The sequence below is a fragment of the Stenotrophomonas maltophilia complex sp. Om-AH-Sm3 genome (assembly GCF_059337855.1).
Map to the genome: position 1 here is coordinate 339415 of NZ_JBYBLQ010000003.1, position 21902 is coordinate 361316.

The 21902-nt window shown below is 67.6% G+C and carries 19 protein-coding genes; all 19 read left to right on the plus strand.

What is annotated here, in order from left to right; translation table 11 throughout:
- The first annotated feature begins 725 nt into the window (after window positions 1–725).
- The 19 genes from flhB to AC10QF_RS06265 all read left to right on the plus strand — a co-directional run bounded on the left by flhB (window position 726) and on the right by AC10QF_RS06265 (window position 21888).
- On the plus strand, window positions 726–1856 hold the full coding sequence (flhB, locus tag AC10QF_RS06175; RefSeq protein WP_262221215.1) for a flagellar biosynthesis protein FlhB: 1131 nt from the start codon (window positions 726–728) through the stop codon (window positions 1854–1856).
- 44 nt (window positions 1857–1900) lie between these two features.
- Entirely contained in the window at window positions 1901–3961 is a 2061-nt protein-coding gene (gene flhA / locus AC10QF_RS06180; RefSeq protein ID WP_204274213.1) for a flagellar biosynthesis protein FlhA, read from the plus strand.
- Between the two features lie 146 nt (window positions 3962–4107).
- Complete coding sequence (gene flhF, locus AC10QF_RS06185) at window positions 4108–5730, plus strand: flagellar biosynthesis GTPase FlhF (RefSeq protein ID WP_069138613.1); 1623 nt, start codon at window positions 4108–4110, stop codon at window positions 5728–5730.
- Window positions 5717–6604: a MinD/ParA family ATP-binding protein gene (locus tag AC10QF_RS06190; protein WP_005416424.1), complete on the plus strand. Its 888-nt coding sequence runs from the start codon at window positions 5717–5719 to the stop codon at window positions 6602–6604. Before flhF ends, AC10QF_RS06190 begins: the two co-directional genes overlap by 14 nt.
- Window positions 6601–7344 carry an RNA polymerase sigma factor FliA gene (locus AC10QF_RS06195; RefSeq protein WP_005416423.1) on the plus strand — a complete coding sequence of 248 codons (744 nt, stop codon included), beginning with the start codon at window positions 6601–6603 and terminating at the stop codon, window positions 7342–7344. Before AC10QF_RS06190 ends, AC10QF_RS06195 begins: the two co-directional genes overlap by 4 nt.
- A 57-nt stretch (window positions 7345–7401) precedes the next feature.
- Window positions 7402–7794 (plus strand): chemotaxis response regulator CheY, encoded by a 393-nt coding sequence (gene cheY / locus AC10QF_RS06200; RefSeq protein ID WP_005413247.1) that lies wholly within the window; start codon window positions 7402–7404, stop codon window positions 7792–7794.
- The gene (locus AC10QF_RS06205; protein WP_032129220.1) at window positions 7794–8399 is read left to right on the plus strand and encodes a protein phosphatase CheZ; all 606 of its coding nucleotides are present in this window, start codon (window positions 7794–7796) and stop codon (window positions 8397–8399) included. Before cheY ends, AC10QF_RS06205 begins: the two co-directional genes overlap by 1 nt.
- 2 nt (window positions 8400–8401) lie before the next feature.
- Window positions 8402–10261 (plus strand): chemotaxis protein CheA, encoded by a 1860-nt coding sequence (locus tag AC10QF_RS06210; protein WP_005416421.1) that lies wholly within the window; start codon window positions 8402–8404, stop codon window positions 10259–10261.
- A 90-nt stretch (window positions 10262–10351) separates the two neighbouring features.
- Entirely contained in the window at window positions 10352–11092 is a 741-nt protein-coding gene (locus tag AC10QF_RS06215; RefSeq protein WP_111178504.1) for a flagellar motor protein, read from the plus strand.
- Between the two features lies 1 nt (window position 11093).
- Entirely contained in the window at window positions 11094–12110 is a 1017-nt protein-coding gene (motD, locus tag AC10QF_RS06220; protein WP_065178540.1) for a flagellar motor protein MotD, read from the plus strand.
- 4 nt (window positions 12111–12114) lie between these two features.
- Window positions 12115–12897: a ParA family protein gene (locus tag AC10QF_RS06225; protein ID WP_053498628.1), complete on the plus strand. Its 783-nt coding sequence runs from the start codon at window positions 12115–12117 to the stop codon at window positions 12895–12897.
- Window positions 12894–14147, plus strand: a complete 1254-nt coding sequence (locus AC10QF_RS06230; RefSeq protein ID WP_069138616.1) for a chemotaxis protein CheW — start codon at window positions 12894–12896, stop codon at window positions 14145–14147. The genes AC10QF_RS06225 and AC10QF_RS06230 overlap by 4 nt, the downstream gene beginning before the upstream one ends.
- Before the next feature lie 289 nt (window positions 14148–14436).
- Window positions 14437–14745, plus strand: a complete 309-nt coding sequence (locus tag AC10QF_RS06235; RefSeq protein WP_065184917.1) for an STAS domain-containing protein — start codon at window positions 14437–14439, stop codon at window positions 14743–14745.
- Window positions 14742–15107 (plus strand): response regulator, encoded by a 366-nt coding sequence (locus AC10QF_RS06240; RefSeq protein WP_005409521.1) that lies wholly within the window; start codon window positions 14742–14744, stop codon window positions 15105–15107. Before AC10QF_RS06235 ends, AC10QF_RS06240 begins: the two co-directional genes overlap by 4 nt.
- A 45-nt stretch (window positions 15108–15152) precedes the next feature.
- A complete protein-coding gene (locus AC10QF_RS06245) occupies window positions 15153–17141 on the plus strand; it encodes a chemotaxis protein CheA (RefSeq protein WP_111178502.1) in 1989 nt (662 codons plus the stop codon).
- A 372-nt stretch (window positions 17142–17513) separates the two neighbouring features.
- Window positions 17514–19763: a methyl-accepting chemotaxis protein gene (locus AC10QF_RS06250; protein ID WP_494541932.1), complete on the plus strand. Its 2250-nt coding sequence runs from the start codon at window positions 17514–17516 to the stop codon at window positions 19761–19763.
- 160 nt (window positions 19764–19923) lie between these two features.
- Window positions 19924–20697, plus strand: a complete 774-nt coding sequence (locus tag AC10QF_RS06255; RefSeq protein WP_005416413.1) for a flagellar brake protein — start codon at window positions 19924–19926, stop codon at window positions 20695–20697.
- Between the two features lie 179 nt (window positions 20698–20876).
- Window positions 20877–21368, plus strand: a complete 492-nt coding sequence (locus AC10QF_RS06260) for a chemotaxis protein CheW (RefSeq protein WP_005416412.1) — start codon at window positions 20877–20879, stop codon at window positions 21366–21368.
- A 136-nt stretch (window positions 21369–21504) separates the two neighbouring features.
- Window positions 21505–21888 (plus strand): hypothetical protein, encoded by a 384-nt coding sequence (locus AC10QF_RS06265; RefSeq protein ID WP_005416411.1) that lies wholly within the window; start codon window positions 21505–21507, stop codon window positions 21886–21888.
- The last annotated feature ends 14 nt before the right edge of the window (window positions 21889–21902 follow it).

Here is a 21902-nt window from a genome sequence, read left to right on the forward strand (position 1 = left end):
GCCGGCAAGCCATCCAGCTTCATCTTGGGGATGCTTCCTCCTGCCGGTCAACCGATGCTCAACGAGCCCTGGCCTCCCATGCCGTTGTCGCGAGCAAGATCGTCCACTTCAGCAGGGAGGGGTGATCCTCGAGTTGTCGGAGACGGCAAACGCGACTGACTGCAACCGCTGGCAAAGTGTTGAAAGCAGGGCCATGAACTCAGAATTGGCTGCCTCAGACCATGCTCGACCGAATCGAAGAGTAAGGTGTATGGAGCTCACCGGGTCTCCATTCAGAGCGGACTCGAGCGAGTAGCGCTCACCATCCGAGAATGCACCTTGGACACATCCGGGGAACACCAACTCCAATGATGCGATTACGGCCTGGGGACACCCGATATCCTGCACAGCCTCAACATTGGACAGGTCTCTTTCACCGATGTCCTCCAGCTTCAAAACGACAATGTCAAAGCTCATTGCTGCGATATCCCATCCTGCAGTTCATTCAGCATCGCCCTTCTCTTCTGCGTGTTTTGTCATCATGCCTCATGTAGCTGTTAGCTGCCCCCTGTACAGCAGCAGTTGAACGATCTTCCCCGCCCGCTAAATGCGATAGCGCGGCAGCGCATAGGGCACTGCGAACGCCAGAATGAGCAGGAGCAGACACACAGTGCTGCCGTTCGCGGCTGACGGATAGCGGCACGGTTCTTGCACGCCCTCCGGCACCCCCAGCCGCAGTGCCCGTGATGTCCGAGAACGAATCCGCCGGCGAAAAGACCGAACAACCGACCGAAAAACGCCTGCGCGACGCCCGTGAACAGGGCAACCTGCCGCGCTCGCGCGAACTCGGCACCGCCGCTGTGTTCGGCGCCGGTGTGCTGGCGGTGATGGCCATGAGCGGCTCGATCGGCCGTGGCGCCACGGCCTGGATGAAGCAGGCGCTCAGCCCGGAACAGAGCCTGCGGCAGAACCCGAAGGAACTGTTCGGCCACTTCGGCGACCTGCTGTTGCAGTTCATGCTGGTGATCGCACCGCTGGTGCTGGTCTGCCTGCTGGCCAGCTTCGTCGCCCCGCTGGTGATGGGCGGCCTGCGCTGGTCGCAGAAGGCGTTGCTGCCTGACATCAACCGCATGAACCCGATGAGCGGGCTCAAGCGCCTGTATGGCCCCGAGGCGATTGCCGAGTTCACCAAGTCGCTGCTGCGCGTGGCCTTCGTCGGTGTGGCCGCCGGTCTGGTGGTCTGGACCGGCTTTGACACCCTGCGCGGGCTGATCCACCACCCGCTGGAGACCGCCATCACCGACGGCCTCGGCTTCACCCTGCGCCTGCTGCTGGCCACCGCCGGCGCCATGCTGGTGCTGGCCGCCATCGATGCCCCATACCAGCGCTGGAACTGGATGCGCAAGCTGAAGATGACCCGTGAAGAGCTGCGCCGGGAAATGAAGGAAAGCGAAGGCAGCCCCGAGGTGAAGGGCCGCATCCGCCAGCTGCAGCAGCAGATGGCCAACCGCCGGATGATGGAAGCGGTGCCCACCGCCGACGTAGTGGTGGTCAACCCCACCCACTACGCGGTGGCCCTGAAGTACGAAGGCGGCGCCATGAACGCCCCCACCGTGGTCGCGCTGGGCGTGGACGAGACCGCCCTGCGCATCCGTGAAGTGGCCGACGGCAACAAGGTCGCGATCGTCTCTGCCCCGCCTTTGGCACGCGCCTTGTATCGGGAAGGCCAACTCGGAAAGGAAATTCCCGTGAGACTGTATTCGGCCGTCGCCCAGGTCCTGTCCTACGTCTACCAGCTGCGCGCCTGGCGCACTGGCCCGATGCCGGACGCCCCGCAGATCCAGGTGGATGAATTCGGCAAGGGAGGCCGCCCGTGAGCGCCCAGCCCGCCACCGGATTCAACACCCGCCGCGCCCTGGAAATGATCCGCCAGGGCCTTGGCGCGCCGCTGATCGTGCTGGCCCTGCTGGCCATGGTCGTGGTGCCACTGGCCGCGCCTGTCCTCGATGCGCTGTTCACCTTCAACATCGCCATCTCGCTGATGGTGCTGCTGGCGGTGGTCTACGTGAAGCGCCCGCTGGATTTCACCATCTTCCCGATCGTGCTGTTGATCACGACCATGCTGCGGCTGGCGCTGAACGTGGCCTCCACCCGCGTGATCCTGCTCAATGGCCAGAACGGGCACGATGCCGCGGGCAAGGTCATCGCCGCCTTCGGTGAATTCGTGATCGGCGGCAACTACGCGGTCGGCATCGTGGTGTTCGCGATCCTGACCATCATCAACTTCGTGGTCATCACCAAGGGCGCCGGCCGCGTCTCGGAAGTGACCGCGCGCTTCATCCTGGACGCGATGCCCGGCAAGCAGATGGCGATCGACGCCGACCTCAACGCCGGTTTGCTGACGCGTGAAGAAGCCAAGCTGCGCCGCGAGGAAGTCCGCGAGGAAGCCGACTTCTACGGTGCGATGGACGGTGCCAGCAAGTTCATCCGCGGCGACGCCATCGCCGGCATCCTGATCCTGTTCATCAACATGCTCGGCGGCCTGGCCGTGGGCGTGCTGCAGCATGGCATGCCGTTCGGCGAAGCCGCCGCCACCTATACCCTGCTGTCGATCGGTGACGGCCTGGTGGCACAGCTGCCGGCGCTGCTGGTCTCCAGCGCGGTGGCGATGCTGGTCACCCGCGCCTCGCGCTCGCAGGACATGGCCCAGGCCATGACCGGGCAGGTGTTCGGCCAGTACCGGGCGCTGGCGATCACCGCCGGCATCATCGGCCTGGTGGGCCTGGTGCCGGGCATGCCCAACGTCGCTTTCCTGACGCTGGCCTCGATCCTTGGCTTCATCGCCTGGAAGCTGTATCGCAAGACCAAGGCACCGGCTGCCGATGCGACAGGCAGTGGCACCGATGCCGCCACGCTCACTGCGCTCGGCCGCCCGGCCGCCGCGGCCCCCACCGCCGAACTGAGCTGGGACGAACTGCGCCCGGTCGATCCGCTGGGCCTGGAGGTCGGCTATCGGCTGATTCCGCTGGTGGACAGCAACCAGGGCGGCGAACTGATGGCGCGCATCAAGGGTGTGCGTCGCAAGCTGACCCAGGATGTCGGCTTCCTGATCCCGTCGGTGCACATCCGCGACAACCTGGAATTGCCCGCCAACGGCTACCGCGTGCTGGTGCACGGCGTACCGGTGGCCACCGCCGAGATCCACCCCGACCGCGAGCTGGCCCTGGATCCAGGCAGCGCGCTGGGCGCACTGGAGGGCATTGCCGGCAAGGATCCCGCGTTCGGCCTGGATGCCACCTGGATCCAGCCGCACCAGCGCGCCCAGGCCGAAACGCTGGGCTACACGGTGGTCGACCCGGCCACCGTGGTCGCCACCCATCTGTCGCACTTGATCCGCGAACACGCGCCGGAACTGCTCGGCCACGAAGAAGTGCAGCACCTGCTGGCCAACCTGGCCAAGAGCGCGCCCAAGCTCGTCGAAGATCTGACGCCCAAGGCGCTGCCGCTGTCGGCGGTGGTGCGCGTGCTGCAGAACCTGCTGGTGGAGCGCATTCCGATCCGCCAGCTGCGCAAGATCGCCGAAGCGCTGGTCGAACATGCGCCCGCCAGCCAGGACCCGGCCGTGCTGACCGCCGCGGTGCGCACCGCACTGGGCCGCTTCATCGTGCAGGAGATCGCCGGAATGTCGGCGGAGCTGCCGGTGTTCACCCTCAACCCGCAATTGGAACGTGTCTTGCAGGAGTCCACGCAGGGCAACGGCGCCGCGCTGGAACCCGGACTCGCTGAGCGACTGCACCAGAGCCTGGCCGAATGTGTCAGCAAGCAGGAAGCCCGCAACGAGCCCGCGGTCGTGCTGGTACCTGGCCCGGTGCGCGCCGCGCTGGCCCGCCTGGTCCGCCACAGCGTTCCGTCGCTGTCGGTCCTGGCCTACAGCGAGGTGCCGGAGGACAAGCGCCTGAAGCTGGTCGGAACGATCAGCTGACGCCCGCCCGCCGATGCGCCAGAAAACAGACACCACTTTCGAACCAACGCAACTGACAGACACCAAGGGGAACCCGCACCGTGCAGACCACCGACCACCCGAGTTCCCCGACCGCCACCCCGCCGTCTTCGCCCCGTGACCACAGCATGAAAATCAAACGATTCGTCGCCGCCGACATGCGCTCGGCCATGAACCTGGTGCGCAAGGAACATGGTCCTGACGCCGTGATCCTGTCCAACCGCCGGATCGAGGAAGGCATCGAGATCGTCGCCGCCGCCAACTACGACGAGAGCGCGGTGCAGCGTGCGCTGGAAGCCTCGCGCCGTGATGTCGCACCGCCGCCGGCCCCCAAGCCGCGCACCGCCGCCGACGCGGTGATCGCCGCCGTCACCCGCCGCCGCAGCAGCACCCCGGCACCGGAACCGATTGCCGCGACCACCTCGGCGGTGGCCGCCCTCGCCCGTGCAGCGGTGGGCGCTACCGGCCGCACCCTGGACAGCGCCGACGAGATCGTGCCGACCCGCGGCAGCACCGGCTTCGCCGCCACGCTGGCACGCGCCGCCGTCAATGAGCCGGCGCTGCCGGACCAGATCTTCGCCCCGTTCGCCGAAGCCATCGTCGCACCGGCACCCGCCAGCGCCACTCCGGCCAACCGCGCCCGCTTCCAGATCGACCCGCCGCACGAGGCGCATCACGAAAGCGCGGCCCCGGCCGTGCAGCCGCCGCCGCTGCCGACCGCAGCCCTGTCCGAAACGCAGCCGGAGGTCGCGGCAAGCGAACCGGCGCTGGCCGATGCCACCGTCGAAACCGCGCCGACGCCGACGCTCGCCCCAGCCCCGGTCCTGACCGTGGTCGCCCAGGACGACGCCGAGATCCGCCAGCTGCGCCAGGAAGTGGCCGGCATGCGCCAGGTGATCGAGCGCGAAATGAACCGCTTCACCGACGAGCGCCTGCGCGGCTGCCCGGTGCGCGCCACCGCGCTGGACCTGATGGACGAGTACGGCTTCGATGCTGGCCTGGCCCGCGACGTCGCCATGCAGATTCCGCTGGAGACTGAGGCGCACCGAGGCCGCGGCCTGATGCTGGGGCTGATCTCGCGCAAGCTGCCGATCGCCCCGGTCGACCCGCTGGAGGAAGGCGGCGTGATCGCGCTGGTAGGCCCGACCGGCGCCGGCAAGACCACCACCATCGCCAAGCTGGCCTCGCGCTTCGCCGAGAAGCACGCGCCGCGTGACGTCGCCCTGGTCACCACCGACACCACCCGCATCGGCGCCCGCGAGCAGCTGTATGGCTATGGCAGGCAGCTCGGCATCGCCGTCCACGAGGCCAACAGCGGCACCGACCTGGACCAGCTGCTGGAACGCCTGAAGGACTACAAGCTGGTACTGATCGACACCGCCGGGCTGGGCCCGCGCGACCGCGCGCTGGCCGCCCAGCTGCAGTGGCTGCGCGCCGCCCGCCAGGTGCGCACCCTGCTGGTGCTGCCGGCCAACACCAGCTTCGGCGACATGGACGAGGTGGTCCGCCGCTTCGGTGCCGCCAACCTGCAGGGCCTGGTGCTGAGCAAGCTGGACGAAACCGGCCGCTTCGGCAACGCCCTGTCGGTGGCCGTGGACCATGCCCTGCCGATCACCTGGGTGACCGATGGCCAGGACGTTCCGGACGACCTGCACCGGGCAAGTGCGGCCAATCTCGTACTTCGCCTTGAAGATTTGCGCCGAGCGGCCGATATGCCCTGCAACCCGGAGTTGAACCATGCCGTCGCGTGAGTACGCCAAGCTGACCAAGACCTTCCCGCTGTCGGCCACCCGCAGCGAGCCGCTCGGCCCTGTGCGCACCATCGCCGTGACCGGCGGCAAGGGCGGCGTGGGCAAGACCAACGTGTCGGCCAACCTGGCCGTGGCGCTGGCCGGCATGGGCAAGCGCACGCTGCTGCTGGACGCCGACCTCGGCCTGGCCAACATCGACGTGATCCTGGGCTTGAACCCCACCTTTACGCTGGCCGACCTGGTTGCCGGCCGCTGCTCGCTGGACGATGTCATCGTCGAAGGCCCGAACGGCGTGCTGGTGGTCCCGGCCGCGTCCGGCCGCCGGCACATGGCCGAGCTGGCCCCGGCCGAGCACGTCGGCCTAGTCAACGTGTTCTCCGAGCTGGAGCGCGAGCTGGACATCATGGTGGTGGACACCGCCGCGGGCATCACCGACGGCGTGCTGACCTTCTGCCAGGCCGCGCAGGACACCGTGGTCGTGGTCTGTGACGAGCCGGCTTCAATCACCGACGCCTACGCGCTGATCAAGGTGCTCTCGCGTGAACGGGGCGTGGACCGCATCCAGGTGGTGGCCAACATGGTACGCGACCCCAATGAGGGCCGCGTGCTGTACGAGAAGCTGACCCGCGTCTGCGAGAAGTTCCTCGCCGATGTTTCGCTGAACTACCTGGGCTGCGTGCCGCAGGATGACTGGCTGCGCCTGTCGGTGCAGCGCCAGCAGCCGGTGGTGAAGGCCTACCCGTCCAGCCCGTCCGCACTGGCGATCACCGAGATCGCGCGCCGCACGGCCCGCTGGCAGGCGCCGACCGAACCACGCGGCGGCGTCGAGTTCTTCCTCGAACGCATCCTCAAGCAGCGCGGGGTGGCGGCATGAAGGGCGCGGCCCAGTACAGGGAAGTCCAGCGCTCGGCGGCCAACGAGGTCATCGCCCAGCACTCGGACCTGGTGCGGCGCATCGCCCACCATCTGGCCGCGCGCCTGCCGGCCAGCGTCGAAGTCGACGACCTGATCCAGGCTGGCATGATGGGCCTGATCGAGGCTTCGCGCAGCTACGACGCCGACCAGGGCGCCTCGTTCGAGACCTATGCCTCGATCCGTATCCGTGGCTCGATGATCGACGAGATCCGCCGTGGCGACTGGGTGCCGCGCTCGGTGCACCGCCGTGCACGCGATGCTGCGGCCACCATCCGCCGCCTGGAACAGAGCAGCGGCCGCGCCGCCAGCGCCACCGAAGTGGCCGCCGCGATGGAGATGCCACTGCCCGAATACCTGCGCCTGATGGAAGACGCCGCGCGTGGCCAGGTGCTGAGCCTGGAGTCGCGCATTGAGGACCAGGGCGAGCTGGACACGGTCGCACAGGGTGGCCCGACCCCGCAGCAGGTGCTGGAGCGCAGCGAGTTCGGCCGCGAGCTGGGCAAGGCCATCGGCCATCTGCCCGAGCGCGAACAGCTGGTGCTCTCGCTCTACTACGAGCAGGAACTCAACCTGAAGGAGATCGGCGCGGTGCTCGGCGTGAGCGAGTCGCGGGTCTGCCAGATCCACGGCCAGGCCGTGCTGCGCCTGCGCGGCCGGCTGAAGGTATTCGAGGCCGTCGACGCCGGCCTCGAAGAATGAACATCCCCGAGGCAGCTGCCCCCGGCCGCCCGGAATGAACAACAAAGGAACTCTGCTTTGAACAAGAACATGCGCATCCTGATCGTCGACGACTTCTCGACCATGCGTCGCATCGTCAAGAACCTGCTGGGCGATCTGGGCTTCACCAACACCGCCGAAGCCGAGGACGGGCATGCCGCGCTGTCGCTGCTGCAGAGCCAGCCGTTCGATTTCGTGGTCACCGACTGGAACATGCCGGTCATGACCGGCATCGAGCTGCTCAAGGCGATCCGTGCCGACGCCAAGCTGAAGACCCTGCCGGTGCTGATGGTCACCGCCGAAGCCAAGCGCGAGCAGATCATCGAAGCGGCCCAGAACGGCGTGAACGGCTACATCATCAAGCCGTTCACCGCGCAGACGCTGGAAGAGAAGCTCGGCAAGATCTTCGAACGCCTGGCGGCCAGTGCCTGATGGATACCACGGTCGACAAGAATGCCCTCGCCCTGCGCCTGCAGGAAGCACTGGACGCACTGGAGTCCGGTGACGAAACCGCCTGGCGGCAACGCATCGACGGACTGGTCGCGCTGCGCACGCAGCCGATGATGAGCGGCCTCTCGCGGCTGGCCCGCGAGCTCGGGCAGGCCCTGGGTGAACTGCCGACCGTGCCCAGCGAGGCCGGCGAACTGGACGATGCCTGCGCACGCCTGGACCACGTGGTGGCGATGACCGAACAGGCGACGCACCGCACCCTGGACCTGGCCGAGGAATGCCGCAGCCTGACCGAACAGCTGCGCGCCGAAGGCCTGCAGCCGGGCCAGGATGCACAGCTCGAGCGCATCCGCCACAACCTCACCGAGATCGCCCTGACCCAGAGCTACCAGGACCTGACGGGGCAGATCATCCGTCGCGTGGTCGGCATCGTCCGCCGTGTGCATGAGGGCTTCGGTGCGCTCGGCCTGCCGCCGGAACAGCATCGCACCGATCCGGAACTGGCCGGGCCGGCACTGAAGGGACTGGACCGCCACGCGGTCTCGCAGAACGACGCCGACGACCTGCTGTCGGACCTGGGGCTGTAAGCATGAGCGCGGTATCCGACGACATCACTGCCGATTTCATCATCGAGGCGCAGGAAATCCTGGATCGCCTGGGCGAACAGCTGGTGTCGCTGGAGCAGGCACCACAGGACACCGAGCAACTCAACGCGGTGTTCCGGGGCTACCACACGCTCAAGGGCGGCGCCGGCTTCCTCGGCGTCACCGCCATGGTCGAGTTGTGCCACGCCGCCGAAGAAGCGCTGGGCATCGCGCGCGCGGGCCAGGCCGTGCTGCAGGCCCATCACTTCGATGCCGCCCAGCAATCGCTGGACTACCTGCAAGCGATGCTGGATGCAGTTTCCTCCGGCACCGAGCCGGGCTATGCGCCGCCGGAGCTGATCGCCCAGTTCGACATGCATGGCGGTGCCGTGGCTGCACCCGCCGCCGCAGCAGCTCCCGCTGCGGGTGGCAGCGACCTGATCACCGACGACGAGTTCGAGGCCCTGCTCGACCAGCTGCACGGCGGCAACGCACCGACTGCGGTGGCGCCGGCAAGGAAGGCCGACGACGGCCTGATCAGCGAAGACGAGTTCGAAGCCCTGCTCGACCAGCTGCACGGTGGCGCCGCACCCGGCGCCAAGCCCATCGCTGCGGCAGCGCCCGCACCGATCGCGGCACCACGCCCACTGGCCGCACCGGCCGCACCGGCACCTGCAGCGGCGACCAAGCCGGCCGCCAAGCCGCTGGCCGAGGCCGAACACACCGTGCGCGTGGACACCAAGCGCCTGGACGCGATCGTCAATCTGATCGGCGAACTGGTGCTGTCACGCAACCGGCTCAAGACCCTGCGTGCGCGCCTGCGCGACGAGGAACTGGACCGCGCCGTGTCCACCCTGGACATCGCCACCGCGCGCCTGCAGTCGGCGGTGATGCGTACCCGCATGCAGCCGGTAGGCAAGGTCTTCTCGCGCTTCCCCAAGGTCGCCCGAGACGTTGCCCGCTCGCTGAAGAAGGAAGTGGACCTGGAGCTGATCGGCGCCGAGACCGAGCTCGACCGCAACCTGGTCGAAGCGCTGGCCGACCCGCTGGTGCACCTGGTCCGCAACGCCATCGACCATGGCGTGGAAATGCCCGACCTGCGCGAAGCACAGGGCAAGCCGCGGATGGGCCATGTGCGGTTGTCGGCGCAGCAGGAAGGTGACTACGTCAGCATCGAGGTGCAGGACGATGGCGCCGGCATCGACCCGGAAAAGCTGCGCGCGAAGGCACGCGAGAAGGGCCTGATCGATCCGGAGGCCGCCGCCCGCCTGAGCAGCGAGGAGTGCCTGCACCTGGTGTTCCTGCCCGGCTTCTCGACCAAGCAGCAGGTCACGGATATCTCCGGCCGCGGCGTTGGCATGGACGTGGTGCAGTCGCGCATCCGCGAACTGAGTGGCCAGATCCAGATCCAGTCGGAGCTGGGCCGCGGCAGCCGCTTCCTGATCCGCGTGCCGCTCACCCTGGCAATCCTGCCGACCCTGCTGGTGCAGGCCGGCGAAGACGTCTATGCGCTGCCGCTGGCGCGCGTGATGGAAGTGCTGCACGCACCGCGCACCTCGCTGGGCTGGTTCGATGGCCGCGCCGTGCTCGACCGCCGTTCGCACACGCTGCCACTGGTCGATCTGCGCCAGTGGCTGGATGTGACGCCCGCCGCGTCGACACTGCTGACGATCGTGGTGCTGCAGGCCGGCGAAGCGCGCTTCGGCCTGGTCGTGGACCAGGTCCGTGGGCGCGAGGAAGTGGTCATCAAGCCACTGCCGAAAGCCCTGCGCGGCCTGCGCGGTTACGCAGGTGCAACCCTGATCGGCGATGGTCGCATGGCGCTGATCCTGGATGTGGACGGCCTGCGCAGCCCGCACGACTGACCCGCTTGCTGAAGCCGTAAAACCGTGAAGTCGCACCAGTAGCCCGTACCGGTGTCTCAAGTCCCATTCATACAAGCCGATACCGGATCCATGGATAGACTCAGCCTCATTGGACTCTTTCTCGCCCTGGCCTCGCTGGTCGGCGGCAGCATCCTCAAGGGCGCCGGCCTGGCGTCGCTGTGGTCGCCTGCGGCGTTCGTGATCGTCATCGTCGGCACCGTCGCCGCGATCCTGCTGCACACCTCGCCGGCGGTGTTCAAGCACGCGTTCAGCATCGTGCGCTGGGTCGTGCGTCCACCGCACAGCGCCCGCCGCGAGCTGATCCAGCAGATCGTCGAGTGGAGCAACATCGCCCGCCGCCAGGGCCTGCTGGGCCTGGAATCGCAGGTGGAAGCACAGCAGGACCCGTTCCTGCGCAAGGGTCTGCAGCTACTGGTGGACGGCGTCGAGCCCGAATCCATGCGGCACATGCTGGAAATCGAACTGGGCAGCCAGGAGCACCAGGACCAGGCCGGCGCCAAGGTGTTCGAGGCGATGGGCATCTATGCACCGACGCTCGGCATCATCGGTGCCGTGCTGGGCCTGATCGCGGTGATGAAGAACCTGGCCGACCCGAGCAAGCTCGGCCACGGCATCGCCGCCGCGTTCACCGCCACCATCTACGGCATCGCTTCGGCCAACCTGCTGTTCCTGCCGATCGCCGCCAAGCTCAAGAGTGTGATCTCGCACAACACGCGCGACCGCGAGATGGTCATCGAAGGCCTGATCTCGATCGCCCAGGGCGAGAACCCGCGCAACATCGAAACCAACCTCTCCGGCTTCCTGCACTGACATGGCCCGCCGCAAGCACCACGAAGAGCACGCCAACCACGAAGCATGGGCGATCCCCTATGCCGACCTGATGACGCTGCTGCTCGCCTTCTTCGTGGTCATGTACGCGATCTCCTCGGTGAACGAGGGCAAGTACCGGATCATGGCCGACGCGCTGACCGATGCCTTCGGTGGCGCACCGCGCACCATCAACCCGGTGCAGGTGGGCAACAAGCAGGTGCAGGGCGGCGGCTGGGACAGCCCCTCGGTGATCAAGTCCGGCACCAAGATCGGTCCCTCCGCGCCGGCGCCCTCGCACGACCCGACCCTGCTGCCGTCGATGGCCTCGCAGATGCGCATGCCGGTGTCGGTGCACAACCAGGAGCAGATCGCCCGTGCCGAGCGCCAGCTCAACACGATTGCCGATCGCCTCACCGCCGCACTGGCGCCGCTGATCGACCGCGGCATGATCAGCGTGCGCCGCACCGAACTGTGGATCGAAGTCGAGATCAACAGCGACATCCTGTTCCCCACCGGCTCGGCCGCGCTGGACGTGCATGCGCGGCAGACGCTGGCCAGCCTGGCCGAGGTGCTGCGCGACGTGCCCAACAGCGTGCGCGTGGAAGGCCACACCGACAACGTGCCGATCGCCACCGCCACTTTCCCGTCGAACTGGGAACTGTCGGCCGGGCGCGCAGCCAGCGTAGTGCACCTGTTCGCCGACCAGGGCGTGCAGCCGTCGCGGCTGGCGATGGTCGGCTATGGCCAGTTCCGCCCGCGCGAAGAGAACGACAGCGCGCAGGGCCGCAACCGCAACCGCCGGGTGATGGTCATCATCCTGGCCGACACGTCGCACTCGGTGGATCCGCTCGGCCAACGCCTGAACGCAGCCACCGGCGCCACCGACAGCACCGTCACCGAACAGGCCGACGCAACTCCGGCCAGCGCCCCCACCTCCCCCATCGCACCGGTGAAGTTGCCGCCGGTGCCGGCTGGCAGCCGCGTCGGCGCCGCCGTTCCCCCGGCAATGAAGGAGTAATCCGATGCGCATCTGGGCAGTCGCCAACCAGAAGGGCGGAGTCGGCAAGACCACCACCACCCTCGCCCTCGGCCGCGGCCTGGCCGCGCTCGGCCATCGCGTGCTGCTGATCGACCTCGATCCGCATGCCTCGCTCAGCCGCGCCTTCGGCGTGCCGGTGGACCCGCCGCCGGCCGGCGTACTGGAATTGTTCGGCACACCGCCAGCGGACCTGTCCAGCCTGTGCCATGCCAGCAACATCCATGGCCTGGACTACGTCTGCGCACAGTCGGCGCTGGCCACGCTGGAACGCCGCAGCGCCAACCAGCCCGGCCTCGGCCTGGCCCTGCAGAACGCGCTGGCGCGCCACCAGGGCCAGCACGACTACATCCTGCTGGACTGCGCACCCACCCTCGGCCTGCTGATGATCAACGCACTGGCTGCCGCCGATCGCCTGATCATCCCGACCCAGGCCGAGCCCTTGGCCCTGCACGGCCTGGATGGCATGGTCCGCACCGGCGAGATGGTCGAGCGTTCGCGCCGCCGCCCGCTGCCGATCTCGATCCTGCCGACCCTGTTCGACCGACGCACCCGCGCCGGCAACGAGTCGCTGCGCACCATGCAGGACCGCCATGGCAGCCGCGTGTGGGAAGACGCCATTCCGATCGATACCCGCATCAGCAACGCCGCCGGGCTGACCCTGCCGAGCGCCGGCGAGGACTACCCGGGCCGTGGCCTGGCCGCCTACCGGCGCGCCTTGAACTGGATCCTCGGCGAGGATGCCCGCGCCCTGGAGCAGGCCGCATGAACAGCACCGGCATCCTCGACGATTACCTGGACGAACTGCTGGGCGAAGCGATGGTCGCGCCGCCGCCTGCCGTGCTGCCGCCCGCAGGCGCCGGGCAAGGCCCGGCGATCGAAGCAGTCGCCGAACGCGAACCGACCTGGGACGACCTGCCGGCCGAAGTGATCTACGAAACCGAAACCATCGCCGCCACGCCGAGCGGGGACAGCGCTGCGCTGGAAGCCGCCTTCGAGAGCGCCGCACCACCCACGCGCGAACCCACCTGGGATGACCTGCCCGCCGAGGTGATCTACGAAACAGAATCCGTCGCCGCCGCGCAAAGCCGGGACGACGCAGCACTGGAAGCGGCCTTCGAGAGCGCTGCCGCTTCCGGTAGCGCTGGGCAGGGTCCGGCGGGAGAAGCGGTTTCCGAACGCGAGCCGACCTGGGATGACCTGCCTGAGGAGGTCATCCACGAGACCGCGCCGGCACCCGCCGTCGTTGCGAACGCCGGTCCGGAACCTACCTGGGACGACCTGCCGGACGAGGTGATCTACGAGACCGATCCGGCCGACAGCCATCGCCTCGCCCACACCGACAGCCCCGGCCTGCAGGCCGCGTTCGAAGCGGCCGCCGGTGGCGAAGACGTAGCCACGCCACCGCCCGCCGTGGTCGCAGCTCCGGTGGCCCCGACGGTTGCACCTGCAGCCCCGGCCGCGCGCACCGCCACTCCGCCGCCGCGCGCCGCCGTCGATGCCCCGGCAGGCAACCGTCCCGGCACCTGGCAGGAGCTGCAGGCGCAGGCCCACCAACCGGCTCGCAGCCCGCATCCGCAGAACCGACGCGCCGGCGAACGCACTTCGCGCTGGCTGCGCCTTCGCTGCGGCACCCAGGCCTATGCGCTGGAACTGCTGAAGGTGCAGGAAGTGGTGCTGCCGGTGCCGCTGCTGCCACTGCGTGGCACTGCAGCGGCCATGCTCGGCATCATGAACCTGCGCGGCCAGGTGGTACCGGTGATGGATCTGGGCCTGCACCTTGGCGCCGCGGCCGCCGAAGACGACGCACAGACCCGCATCGTGGTCCTGGAGGAGGACGGCGAGACCATCGGCCTGCGCGTGTCAGCGGTCGAAGATGTCGCCAACCTCACCGATTCGCAGATCGAACCGCCCGATACCGCGCGCATCTGCCAGATCTCAAACGACCTGTTCCGCGGCGTGGCCCGGGTCAGCCAGCGGCCGATGATCCTGCTCGACGCCACCCGACTGTTGAGCTGAGCCGCCAAGAAAAAGGGGACGGAGGGGATTAAGTCGCAAGTGGCTCGGCGCTTTGCGCCGAAGCGGTGCCTGTCGGGGACGCAAGGAGTTGATCCGTTGGATCAACACCTTACGTCCCCACTGCGCGGTCGCCGTTGCCGAGGGAGCTGCAGTAGAGCCAGGTCGATTGCGACTTAATTCCCTCCGTCCCCTTTTAAGCAGCGACCGCATCGACGTACCGCGTCGATTCTTCTAAAGAACCCCACCGGGGTGCCGTTATGGATCACGGAACCGTTTGTCCGGAGCAACGATGAGCACTGTCGAACTGGGTGGGGATCTCGGCATCGAGAGCACTACCGAGCTCAAGAACCGCCTCGCCCCACTCGTGGACCAGGCTGGCGAGCTGACCCTGGATGCCAGCCAGGTCGCCCGCATCCACACGGCCGCCGTGCAGGTGCTGTGTGCGTTCGTGCAGGCCCGCCGCGAGGCAGGCCTGGGCACCGGCTTCCACGGTTGCACTGCAACCTTCAGTGACGCCGCGCGCCTGCTGGGCGTCACCCAGGCCCTGGGCCTGGACGTAACCCATGACAACCTGAAATCTGTGGAGAACGCTGCATGAGCGCACGTATCTTGGTGGTGGACGATTCGGCGTCGATGCGCCAGATGGTGTCCTTCGCCCTCACCTCGGCCGGTTTTGCCGTCGAAGAAGCTGAAGACGGCGCAGTCGCGCTCGGTCGTGCCAAGGGCCAGCGCTTCAATGCGGTGGTGACCGACGTCAACATGCCGAACATGGACGGCATCGCGCTGATCCGCGAACTGCGCCAGCTGCCGGACTACAAGTTCACCCCGCTGCTGATGCTGACCACCGAATCGGCCGCCGACAAGAAGTCCGAAGGCAAGGCCGCCGGTGCCACCGGCTGGCTGGTCAAGCCGTTCAATCCCGAACAGCTGGTCGCCACCGTGCAGAAAGTGCTGGGCTGATCGCCCGGCGCCGCTCCCCCTCTTCGCTTCCGGATCACCACTGCCATGAGCATGGACCTGCAACGCTTCCACGCCACCTTCTTCGAGGAGAGCCGCGAAGGCCTCGATGCGATGGAGGCTGGCCTGCTGGCCCTGGAATCGGGGCAGCAGGACGCGGAGATCATCAATTCGGTATTCCGCGCCGCCCACTCGATCAAGGGCGGCGCCGGCACCTTCGGCTTCGACGCGATCGCCGGCCTGACCCATGTGCTGGAAACGCTGCTCGATGAGCTGCGCGCCGGCAAGCGGGCCCTGGAAGGCCACGCCGTCGACGCCATGCTGTCCTCGGTGGACGTGCTGCGCGCCCTGCTGCGCGAAGCCGAACACGGCCAAGCCGCAGATCCCGCCGCAGTCGCTGCGGTGAAAGCGCGCCTGGAAGCGGTTCTTTCCGGCCAGGCCGCAGCGAGCGCCCCGGCGGCCGCCGCAGCCAAGGTGGACGATACGCCGGAAGCCTGGCAGATCGGTTTCACTCCGGCGCCGTCGCTGTTCATGAGCGGCAACGATCCGCTTCGCATCATCCGCGAACTGGAACACCTCGGTTCGCTGCAGGTCGCCGCGCGCATGGAGCGCCTGCCGGGCTTCGCCCAGCTTGATCCGCTCGAAGCGCATCTTGCGTGGGACCTGGGCCTGGTTGGCAAGGTGCCGCGCAGCAAGATCGAAGACACCTTCGCCTGGGTGCTGGACGATTGCGAGCTGGACATCCGTCCCGCCGCGCCGCCGAGCCTGGCCACCCAGGCGCCGGCCGCAGCGGCTCCCGCTCCGGTCGCAGCGGCCCCGTCTGCACCTGCCACGCCTGCTGCCAACGGTGGTGCCAGCCAGGAAGCGGAAACCTCGATCCGCGTCAGCGTCGACAAGGTCGATGCGCTGATCAACCTGGTTGGCGAACTGGTCATCACCCAGGCCATGCTCAAGCAGGTCTCGCATGCACTGGACCCGGTCCACGCCGAGAGCCTGTTCGCCGGGCTGGACCAGCTTGAACGCAACACCCGCGACCTGCAGGAAGCGGTGATCGGCGTGCGCATGCTGCCAGTTGATGCGGTGTTCCGCCGCTTCCCGCGCCTGGTCCGCGACCTGTCCAGCCGCCTCGGCAAGCAGGTGCGCCTGCGCACCGTCGGCGAAGGCACCGAACTGGACAAGGGCCTGATCGAAAAGATCGCCGATCCGCTGGTGCACCTGGTGCGCAACTCGATCGACCACGGCCTGGAAATGCCCGACGTACGTCGCGGTGCAGGCAAGGATGAGACCGGCACGATCACGCTGGCGGCCTCGCATCAAGGCGGCCATATCGTCATCGAAGTCAGCGACGATGGCCGTGGCCTGGACCGCGCCAAGATCCTCGCCAAGGCCCACGAACGCGGCCTGGCCGTGCCGGACAACCCGACCGATTCGCAGGTCTGGGACCTGATCTTCCAGCCTGGCTTCTCCACCGCCGATGCGGTCACCGACCTGTCCGGGCGCGGCGTCGGCATGGACGTGGTCCGCCGCAACATCCAGGCACTGGGCGGCGAGGTGCAGATCGAAAGCAGCCTCGGTACCGGCACCCGCACGCTGATCCGCCTGCCGCTGACCCTGGCCATCCTCGATGGCATGACGGTGGCCGTGGCCGGCGAAACCCTGATCCTGCCGCTTGCCTACGTGCTTGAGGCTTTGCAGCCGCAGCCCGAGGATATCCGCAGCATGGCCGGCGAAGGCCGCGTGCTGCGCGTGCGCGGCGAGTACCTGCCGATCCTGTCGTTGAGCGAGTACTACGGCTACGGCAACCGCGCACCGGGCAGCGAATCGCTGGTGGTGGTGGTCGAAGGCGATGGCCAGAAAATCGCGCTGGAAGTGGACGAACTGGTCGGCCAGCAGCAGGTGGTGGTGAAGAACATCGAGAACAACTACCGCCGTATCGGCGGGGTGTCCGGTGCCACCATCCTTGGCGACGGCCGCGTCGCGTTGATCGTTGACATCGGCGGACTGGTGCGCTCACTGCGGATGCCGCAGGCCGCCTGATCCACGCCGCATGCGGGTCATGGACCGCCGCCCTTCGGGGCGGCGGTTTTTGTTTGTGTGCTCCATTCCAGCCGGGGTCAGATTCCTTTTCAGGGAAAAGCGATCTGACCCCATCCCTTCTGTGAACTCCGTCGAGGCGATGGTTTCGCGCGCAACCACGTCATCCGAGCGCAAGCCCCGCCAGGACAGCACTTTCGCGCCGTCATCCCTACGCAACCGAATGTGATCTGCGTCCATAAAGTCCGCGCGGACGGCGCCGCTATTTCGCTTTGACGGTCGTCACCGAACCCCACCGGGCACCCCCGTTCGCTCTGCAACCACCCCCCAACCGGCGCACAGACGCCGGCACTCTGCCCACCTGGAGCACCCTGCATGAAGTGGTTCCAAGATCTGCCCATCGCCCGCAAGCTGGCCGTGGGGTTCACCCTCACCACCTTGATGACCCTGATCCTCGGCGCCTTCGCACTGGTGCGCCTGAGCGAGGCCAACGCGCAGTTGCGCGAGATGGCTGGCAACGATATCCCCTCGGTCCAGCATCTGGGCGAGGCACGCTCGCAGCTGGGCGAGTTCCGCACCTACGAACTGGCCCAGCTGAGCATGCTCGACCAGCCGGACAAGGTCGCCGACTACAACAAGCGCATGGACGACACCGCCAAGGCCGTGCATGACGAGTTGGCGGCGTACGCGGCGCTGCCGGCGCTGGACAAGGAGCGTGAACTGTATCGCGCGGCCAGTGCGCAGCTGGACCGCTACTTCGCCGCAAACAAGGCGATGCGCGACGCCGTGGCCGCCGGTGATGGCGCACAGGCCCAGCAGATCTCCGACGAGCAGTCGCGCCCGGCGCGTCGCGACCTCTTCGCTGCAATGAAGGTACTGGGAACCCACATCGCCGGCCAGATGGACGGCAAGATTGCCGACGCCAACGCCACCCACCGCACCAGCATGATTGCCATCATCGGCTGCATCGTGCTGCTGTCGCTGGTCGCTGCCGCGCTGGCCATCGTCATCTCGCGGGCAGTGACCGGCCCACTCGGCAAGGCCGTGCATGCCATCCAGGCCGTTGCCCGCGGTGATCTCAGCGTCAGCACCCAGGCCACCAGCAAGGATGAAGCCGGCAGGATGCTCGCTGCCACTGCCGAGATGACGGCGATGCTGCGACGCTTCAGCGAGCAGACACAGTTGATGGCACAGATGCACGCTGGCCCGGACATCAGCCATCGCATCCCGGAAGATTTCCCGGGTGTCTACGGCCAGCTGGCCAACGGCATCAACACGGTGATCTTCGAGCACCTCGATGCGATCGTCGATGCCATTGAAGTACTCAACCAGTACGCCATCGGCAACCTGAGCCCGGACGCACGCCGCCTGCCCGGCAGCCGCGCGATCCTGCACGAATCCATGGACGCGGCCAAGGCCAGCCTGCTGGCCATCAATTCGCAGATCCAGCACCTGGCTGCGGCGGCCGCCGCCGGTGACTTCAGCCAGCGCGGCGACGCACAGCGGTTCCAGCACGACTTCAAGGTGATGATCGAGCACCTCAACACCATGATGCAGGTGGCTGACGGCAACCTCGGCCAGCTCTCGCAGCTGCTGCAGTCGATCGCCACCGGCGACCTGACCGCACGCATGGAAGGCCAGTTCAATGGCGTGTTCGCCCGCATGCGGGATGATGCCAACACCACGGTCGCGCAGCTGACCCAGATCGTCGGCCAGATCCAGGCCAGCGCCTCCAGCATCACCCTGGCCGCCGGCGAGATCGCCTCGGGCAACAGCGACCTGTCACGCCGCACCGAGCAGCAGGCCGCCAACCTGGAGGAAACCGCGGCCTCGATGGAGGAACTGACCTCCACCGTGCGCCAGAACGCCGAGCACGCCCGCCAGGCCAACCAGCTCGCCATCGGCGCCCATGGCGTCGCCTCGCAGGGCGGCGAGGTCGTCGGCCAGGTGGTCACCACCATGTCGGCCATCGAAGCCTCGTCGAAGAAGATCGCCGAGATCATCAGCGTCATCGACGGCATTGCGTTCCAGACCAACATCCTGGCGCTGAATGCCGCCGTGGAAGCCGCGCGTGCCGGTGAACAGGGCCGCGGCTTCGCCGTGGTCGCCAGCGAAGTGCGCACCCTCGCCCAGCGCTCGGCGGCTGCCGCCAAGGAGATCAAGGGCTTGATCGACGACTCCGTCGGCAAGGTTGCCGAGGGCTCCAGCCTGGTCCACCAGGCCGGCAGCACCATGGGCGAGATCGTCGCCTCGGTGCAGCGTGTGACCGACATCATGGCCGAGATCTCCGCCGCCTCGCAGGAACAGAGCGCGGGCATCGAGCAGGTCAACCAGACCGTGGTGCAGATGGACGAAACCACCCAGCAGAATGCCGCGCTGGTGGAGGAAGCCACCGCTGCCGCACGTGCGATGGAGGACCAGGCCGTGCAGCTGGGTGAAGCCGTGGCCCGCTTCCGGCTGGCATCGCACGGCACGACGGCCATTCCGGCACGCCCGCTGGCGGCACCGGTACCGCGCCAGGTCGCCGCCGCCGCACCGGCGGCAAGAACGGTCCCGGCACGTGCGCTGCGCACCGCGACAGCCCAGCCGGCACTGGCTGCGGACGGCGACTGGCAGGAGTTCTGACAGAACCACGGGGTCAGATCCCTTTCCCGCAGGAAAGGGATCTGACCCCTTACGCGTAGAAAGTGATGCAAATCCCACTTCATAATCCGGTGCAGAGGCCGATATCCCCATCGAGCCTCGCACCAACGCGTGCTGGCGCCCGCCCCTGACCGTAGATTCCATGTCCGACGGCAACGACACTGCAGTGCATGATGTCCACGCGGCCGACGCCGCTGACGAGCGCTTCCTGGTCCGCAACCCGCGCCAGCTGCGGCAGCTGCTGCGCTCGCTGATCGACCAGCGATCACTGATCAACGCGCACATCGACGGCCGTGACCGTTCGTTCCCCACTGCGCTTCTCGACCTCGACGAGGACGAGGACTACCTGCTGCTCGATGGCAGCCCGCAGGAAGCCTCCAACCGCGCCGCCGAGCAGGCCGATCACCTGCTGTGCTTCGCCCAGCTCGAACGGGTGCTGGTGCGTTTCCGCCTGCACGAACTGCAGCGCGTGGACAACGACGGCCACGTGGCCTTCCGCGCTCCGCTTCCGGAAGAACTGGTGCACCTGCAGCGCCGCGAGCTGTATCGGCTGGAGACCCCGGTCACCGACTCACCGCAGCTGCTGCTCCCCCCCGGCGAAGCGCGCGCCGAAGCGTTGTCGATGCGCGTGGTGGACATCAGTGGCGGTGGCCTGGCCGTGGTCGTTCCCAATGACTGCGCGGTGTTCGGCCTGCAGAAGCGCTATCCGGCGCAGCTGTCCCTGCCCGACGGTCCCGACCTGGACATCGCGCTGGTGGTCTGCAACCTGTTGCCGCAGCGCCAGCCCAACGGCATCGAGGTCAAGCGCGTGGGCATGCGCTTCGACAGCCTGCCGCGCGGCGCCGACAGTGCCATCCAGCGCTACATCTTCCGCATCGACCGCCAACGCAAGGCACGCCGCAACGGCGAGCTCTGAGGCCGCCCGACCGGTAGTGCCGGCCGATGGCCGGCAACCCTGGAACGCATGCCGGGGTCAGATCCCTTTTCCCTGAAAAGGGATCTGACCCCATCCACTGCCCGGGCACCTAAAGTCCCCCCCAGCGGGGCCGATATCGAGCCTGACACCGGGACTTCCGGCAGAACCAGGACCCCTCGATGAACGACAAGACCAGCTCCGCCGCCAGCACCGGTGGCGAATTCCTCAGCTTCACCCTTGGTGACGAGCACTACGGCGTGGACATCCTCAAGGTGCAGGAAATCCGTGGCTACGACGCGGTTACCCGCGTGCCGGATGCCCCGGACTACATCAAGGGCGTGATCAACCTGCGTGGCACCATCGTCCCGGTGATCGACCTGCGCCTGAAGCTGCGCCTGGACAACGCCCGCTACGACGCCTTCACCGTGATGATCGTGCTGAACGTCGAAGACCGCGTGGTCGGCATCGTCGTCGACAGCGTCTCCGACGTGATCCCGCTGTCGGCCGAGCAGATCCGACCGACCCCGGAATTCGGTGCCGCCGTCGATACCCGCTTCATCTCCGGCATCGGTACCCACGACGATCGCATGCTGATCCTGTTGGACATCGAGACCCTGCTCGACAGCGCCGACATGGGCCAGGCCAGCCTCACCGAAGACGTCGCCGCCTGAGTAAACGGAACTGCTTCACGTTCCGGTCACATAACCCTTCAGTTCCCCCCGGCGATGCCGATAGGGGGACAGAAGCCGGCCGCGCAGGAGCGCGCAGGGCCGGCCCGACCGTTACCATCCCCGGAGATACCCCTCGATGAAGTCCCTGCTTGCGTTCGTTTCGGCCGCTGTCCTGGCCACCACCGCCGCCTCCGCTTTCGCCCAGTCGGCTGACATGATCCCGCCGGAACTGGCCCCGCGTTCGGTCGGCAAGGACGGCATGGTCTGTGGCAAGGTTGAAAAGGCCCGCTACGCAGAAGGTTCCGAAGGCCAGCCGACCTTCCTGTACATGGGCGGCGCCTTCCCGCGCCACACCTTCTCGGCCCGCATCGCCGGCGAGAACCGCGGCAAGTTCTCCTTCCCGCTGGAAACCCTGGAAGGCAAGACCGTCTGCGTGATCGGCAAGATCCAGCGCGACGCCTCGCGCGCGGAAATCGAAGTCAGCTCGCCGGCTGGGCTGAAGCTGGCCAACATCAAGTAATCCGCTGTCCGTCG

What these genes read in the sequence shown, in the direction of transcription:
- AC10QF_RS06195 (WP_005416423.1), top strand. Translation starts at nt 6,601, where the DNA reads ATGAAGGGCGCGGCCCAGTACAGGGAAGTCCAGCGCTCGGCGGCCAAC.
- flhA (WP_204274213.1), top strand. Translation starts at nt 1,901, where the DNA reads ATGATCCGCCAGGGCCTTGGCGCGCCGCTGATCGTGCTGGCCCTGCTG.
- AC10QF_RS06205 (WP_032129220.1), top strand. Translation starts at nt 7,794, where the DNA reads ATGGATACCACGGTCGACAAGAATGCCCTCGCCCTGCGCCTGCAGGAA.
- AC10QF_RS06255 (WP_005416413.1), top strand. Translation starts at nt 19,924, where the DNA reads ATGTCCGACGGCAACGACACTGCAGTGCATGATGTCCACGCGGCCGAC.
- flhF (WP_069138613.1), top strand. Translation starts at nt 4,108, where the DNA reads ATGAAAATCAAACGATTCGTCGCCGCCGACATGCGCTCGGCCATGAAC.
- AC10QF_RS06215 (WP_111178504.1), top strand. Translation starts at nt 10,352, where the DNA reads ATGGATAGACTCAGCCTCATTGGACTCTTTCTCGCCCTGGCCTCGCTG.
- AC10QF_RS06225 (WP_053498628.1), top strand. Translation starts at nt 12,115, where the DNA reads ATGCGCATCTGGGCAGTCGCCAACCAGAAGGGCGGAGTCGGCAAGACC.
- AC10QF_RS06260 (WP_005416412.1), top strand. Translation starts at nt 20,877, where the DNA reads ATGAACGACAAGACCAGCTCCGCCGCCAGCACCGGTGGCGAATTCCTC.
- AC10QF_RS06265 (WP_005416411.1), top strand. Translation starts at nt 21,505, where the DNA reads ATGAAGTCCCTGCTTGCGTTCGTTTCGGCCGCTGTCCTGGCCACCACC.
- motD (WP_065178540.1), top strand. Translation starts at nt 11,094, where the DNA reads ATGGCCCGCCGCAAGCACCACGAAGAGCACGCCAACCACGAAGCATGG.
- AC10QF_RS06240 (WP_005409521.1), top strand. Translation starts at nt 14,742, where the DNA reads ATGAGCGCACGTATCTTGGTGGTGGACGATTCGGCGTCGATGCGCCAG.
- AC10QF_RS06190 (WP_005416424.1), top strand. Translation starts at nt 5,717, where the DNA reads ATGCCGTCGCGTGAGTACGCCAAGCTGACCAAGACCTTCCCGCTGTCG.
- AC10QF_RS06230 (WP_069138616.1), top strand. Translation starts at nt 12,894, where the DNA reads ATGAACAGCACCGGCATCCTCGACGATTACCTGGACGAACTGCTGGGC.
- AC10QF_RS06235 (WP_065184917.1), top strand. Translation starts at nt 14,437, where the DNA reads ATGAGCACTGTCGAACTGGGTGGGGATCTCGGCATCGAGAGCACTACC.
- AC10QF_RS06210 (WP_005416421.1), top strand. Translation starts at nt 8,402, where the DNA reads ATGAGCGCGGTATCCGACGACATCACTGCCGATTTCATCATCGAGGCG.
- AC10QF_RS06245 (WP_111178502.1), top strand. Translation starts at nt 15,153, where the DNA reads ATGAGCATGGACCTGCAACGCTTCCACGCCACCTTCTTCGAGGAGAGC.
- AC10QF_RS06250 (WP_494541932.1), top strand. Translation starts at nt 17,514, where the DNA reads ATGAAGTGGTTCCAAGATCTGCCCATCGCCCGCAAGCTGGCCGTGGGG.
- flhB (WP_262221215.1), top strand. Translation starts at nt 726, where the DNA reads ATGTCCGAGAACGAATCCGCCGGCGAAAAGACCGAACAACCGACCGAA.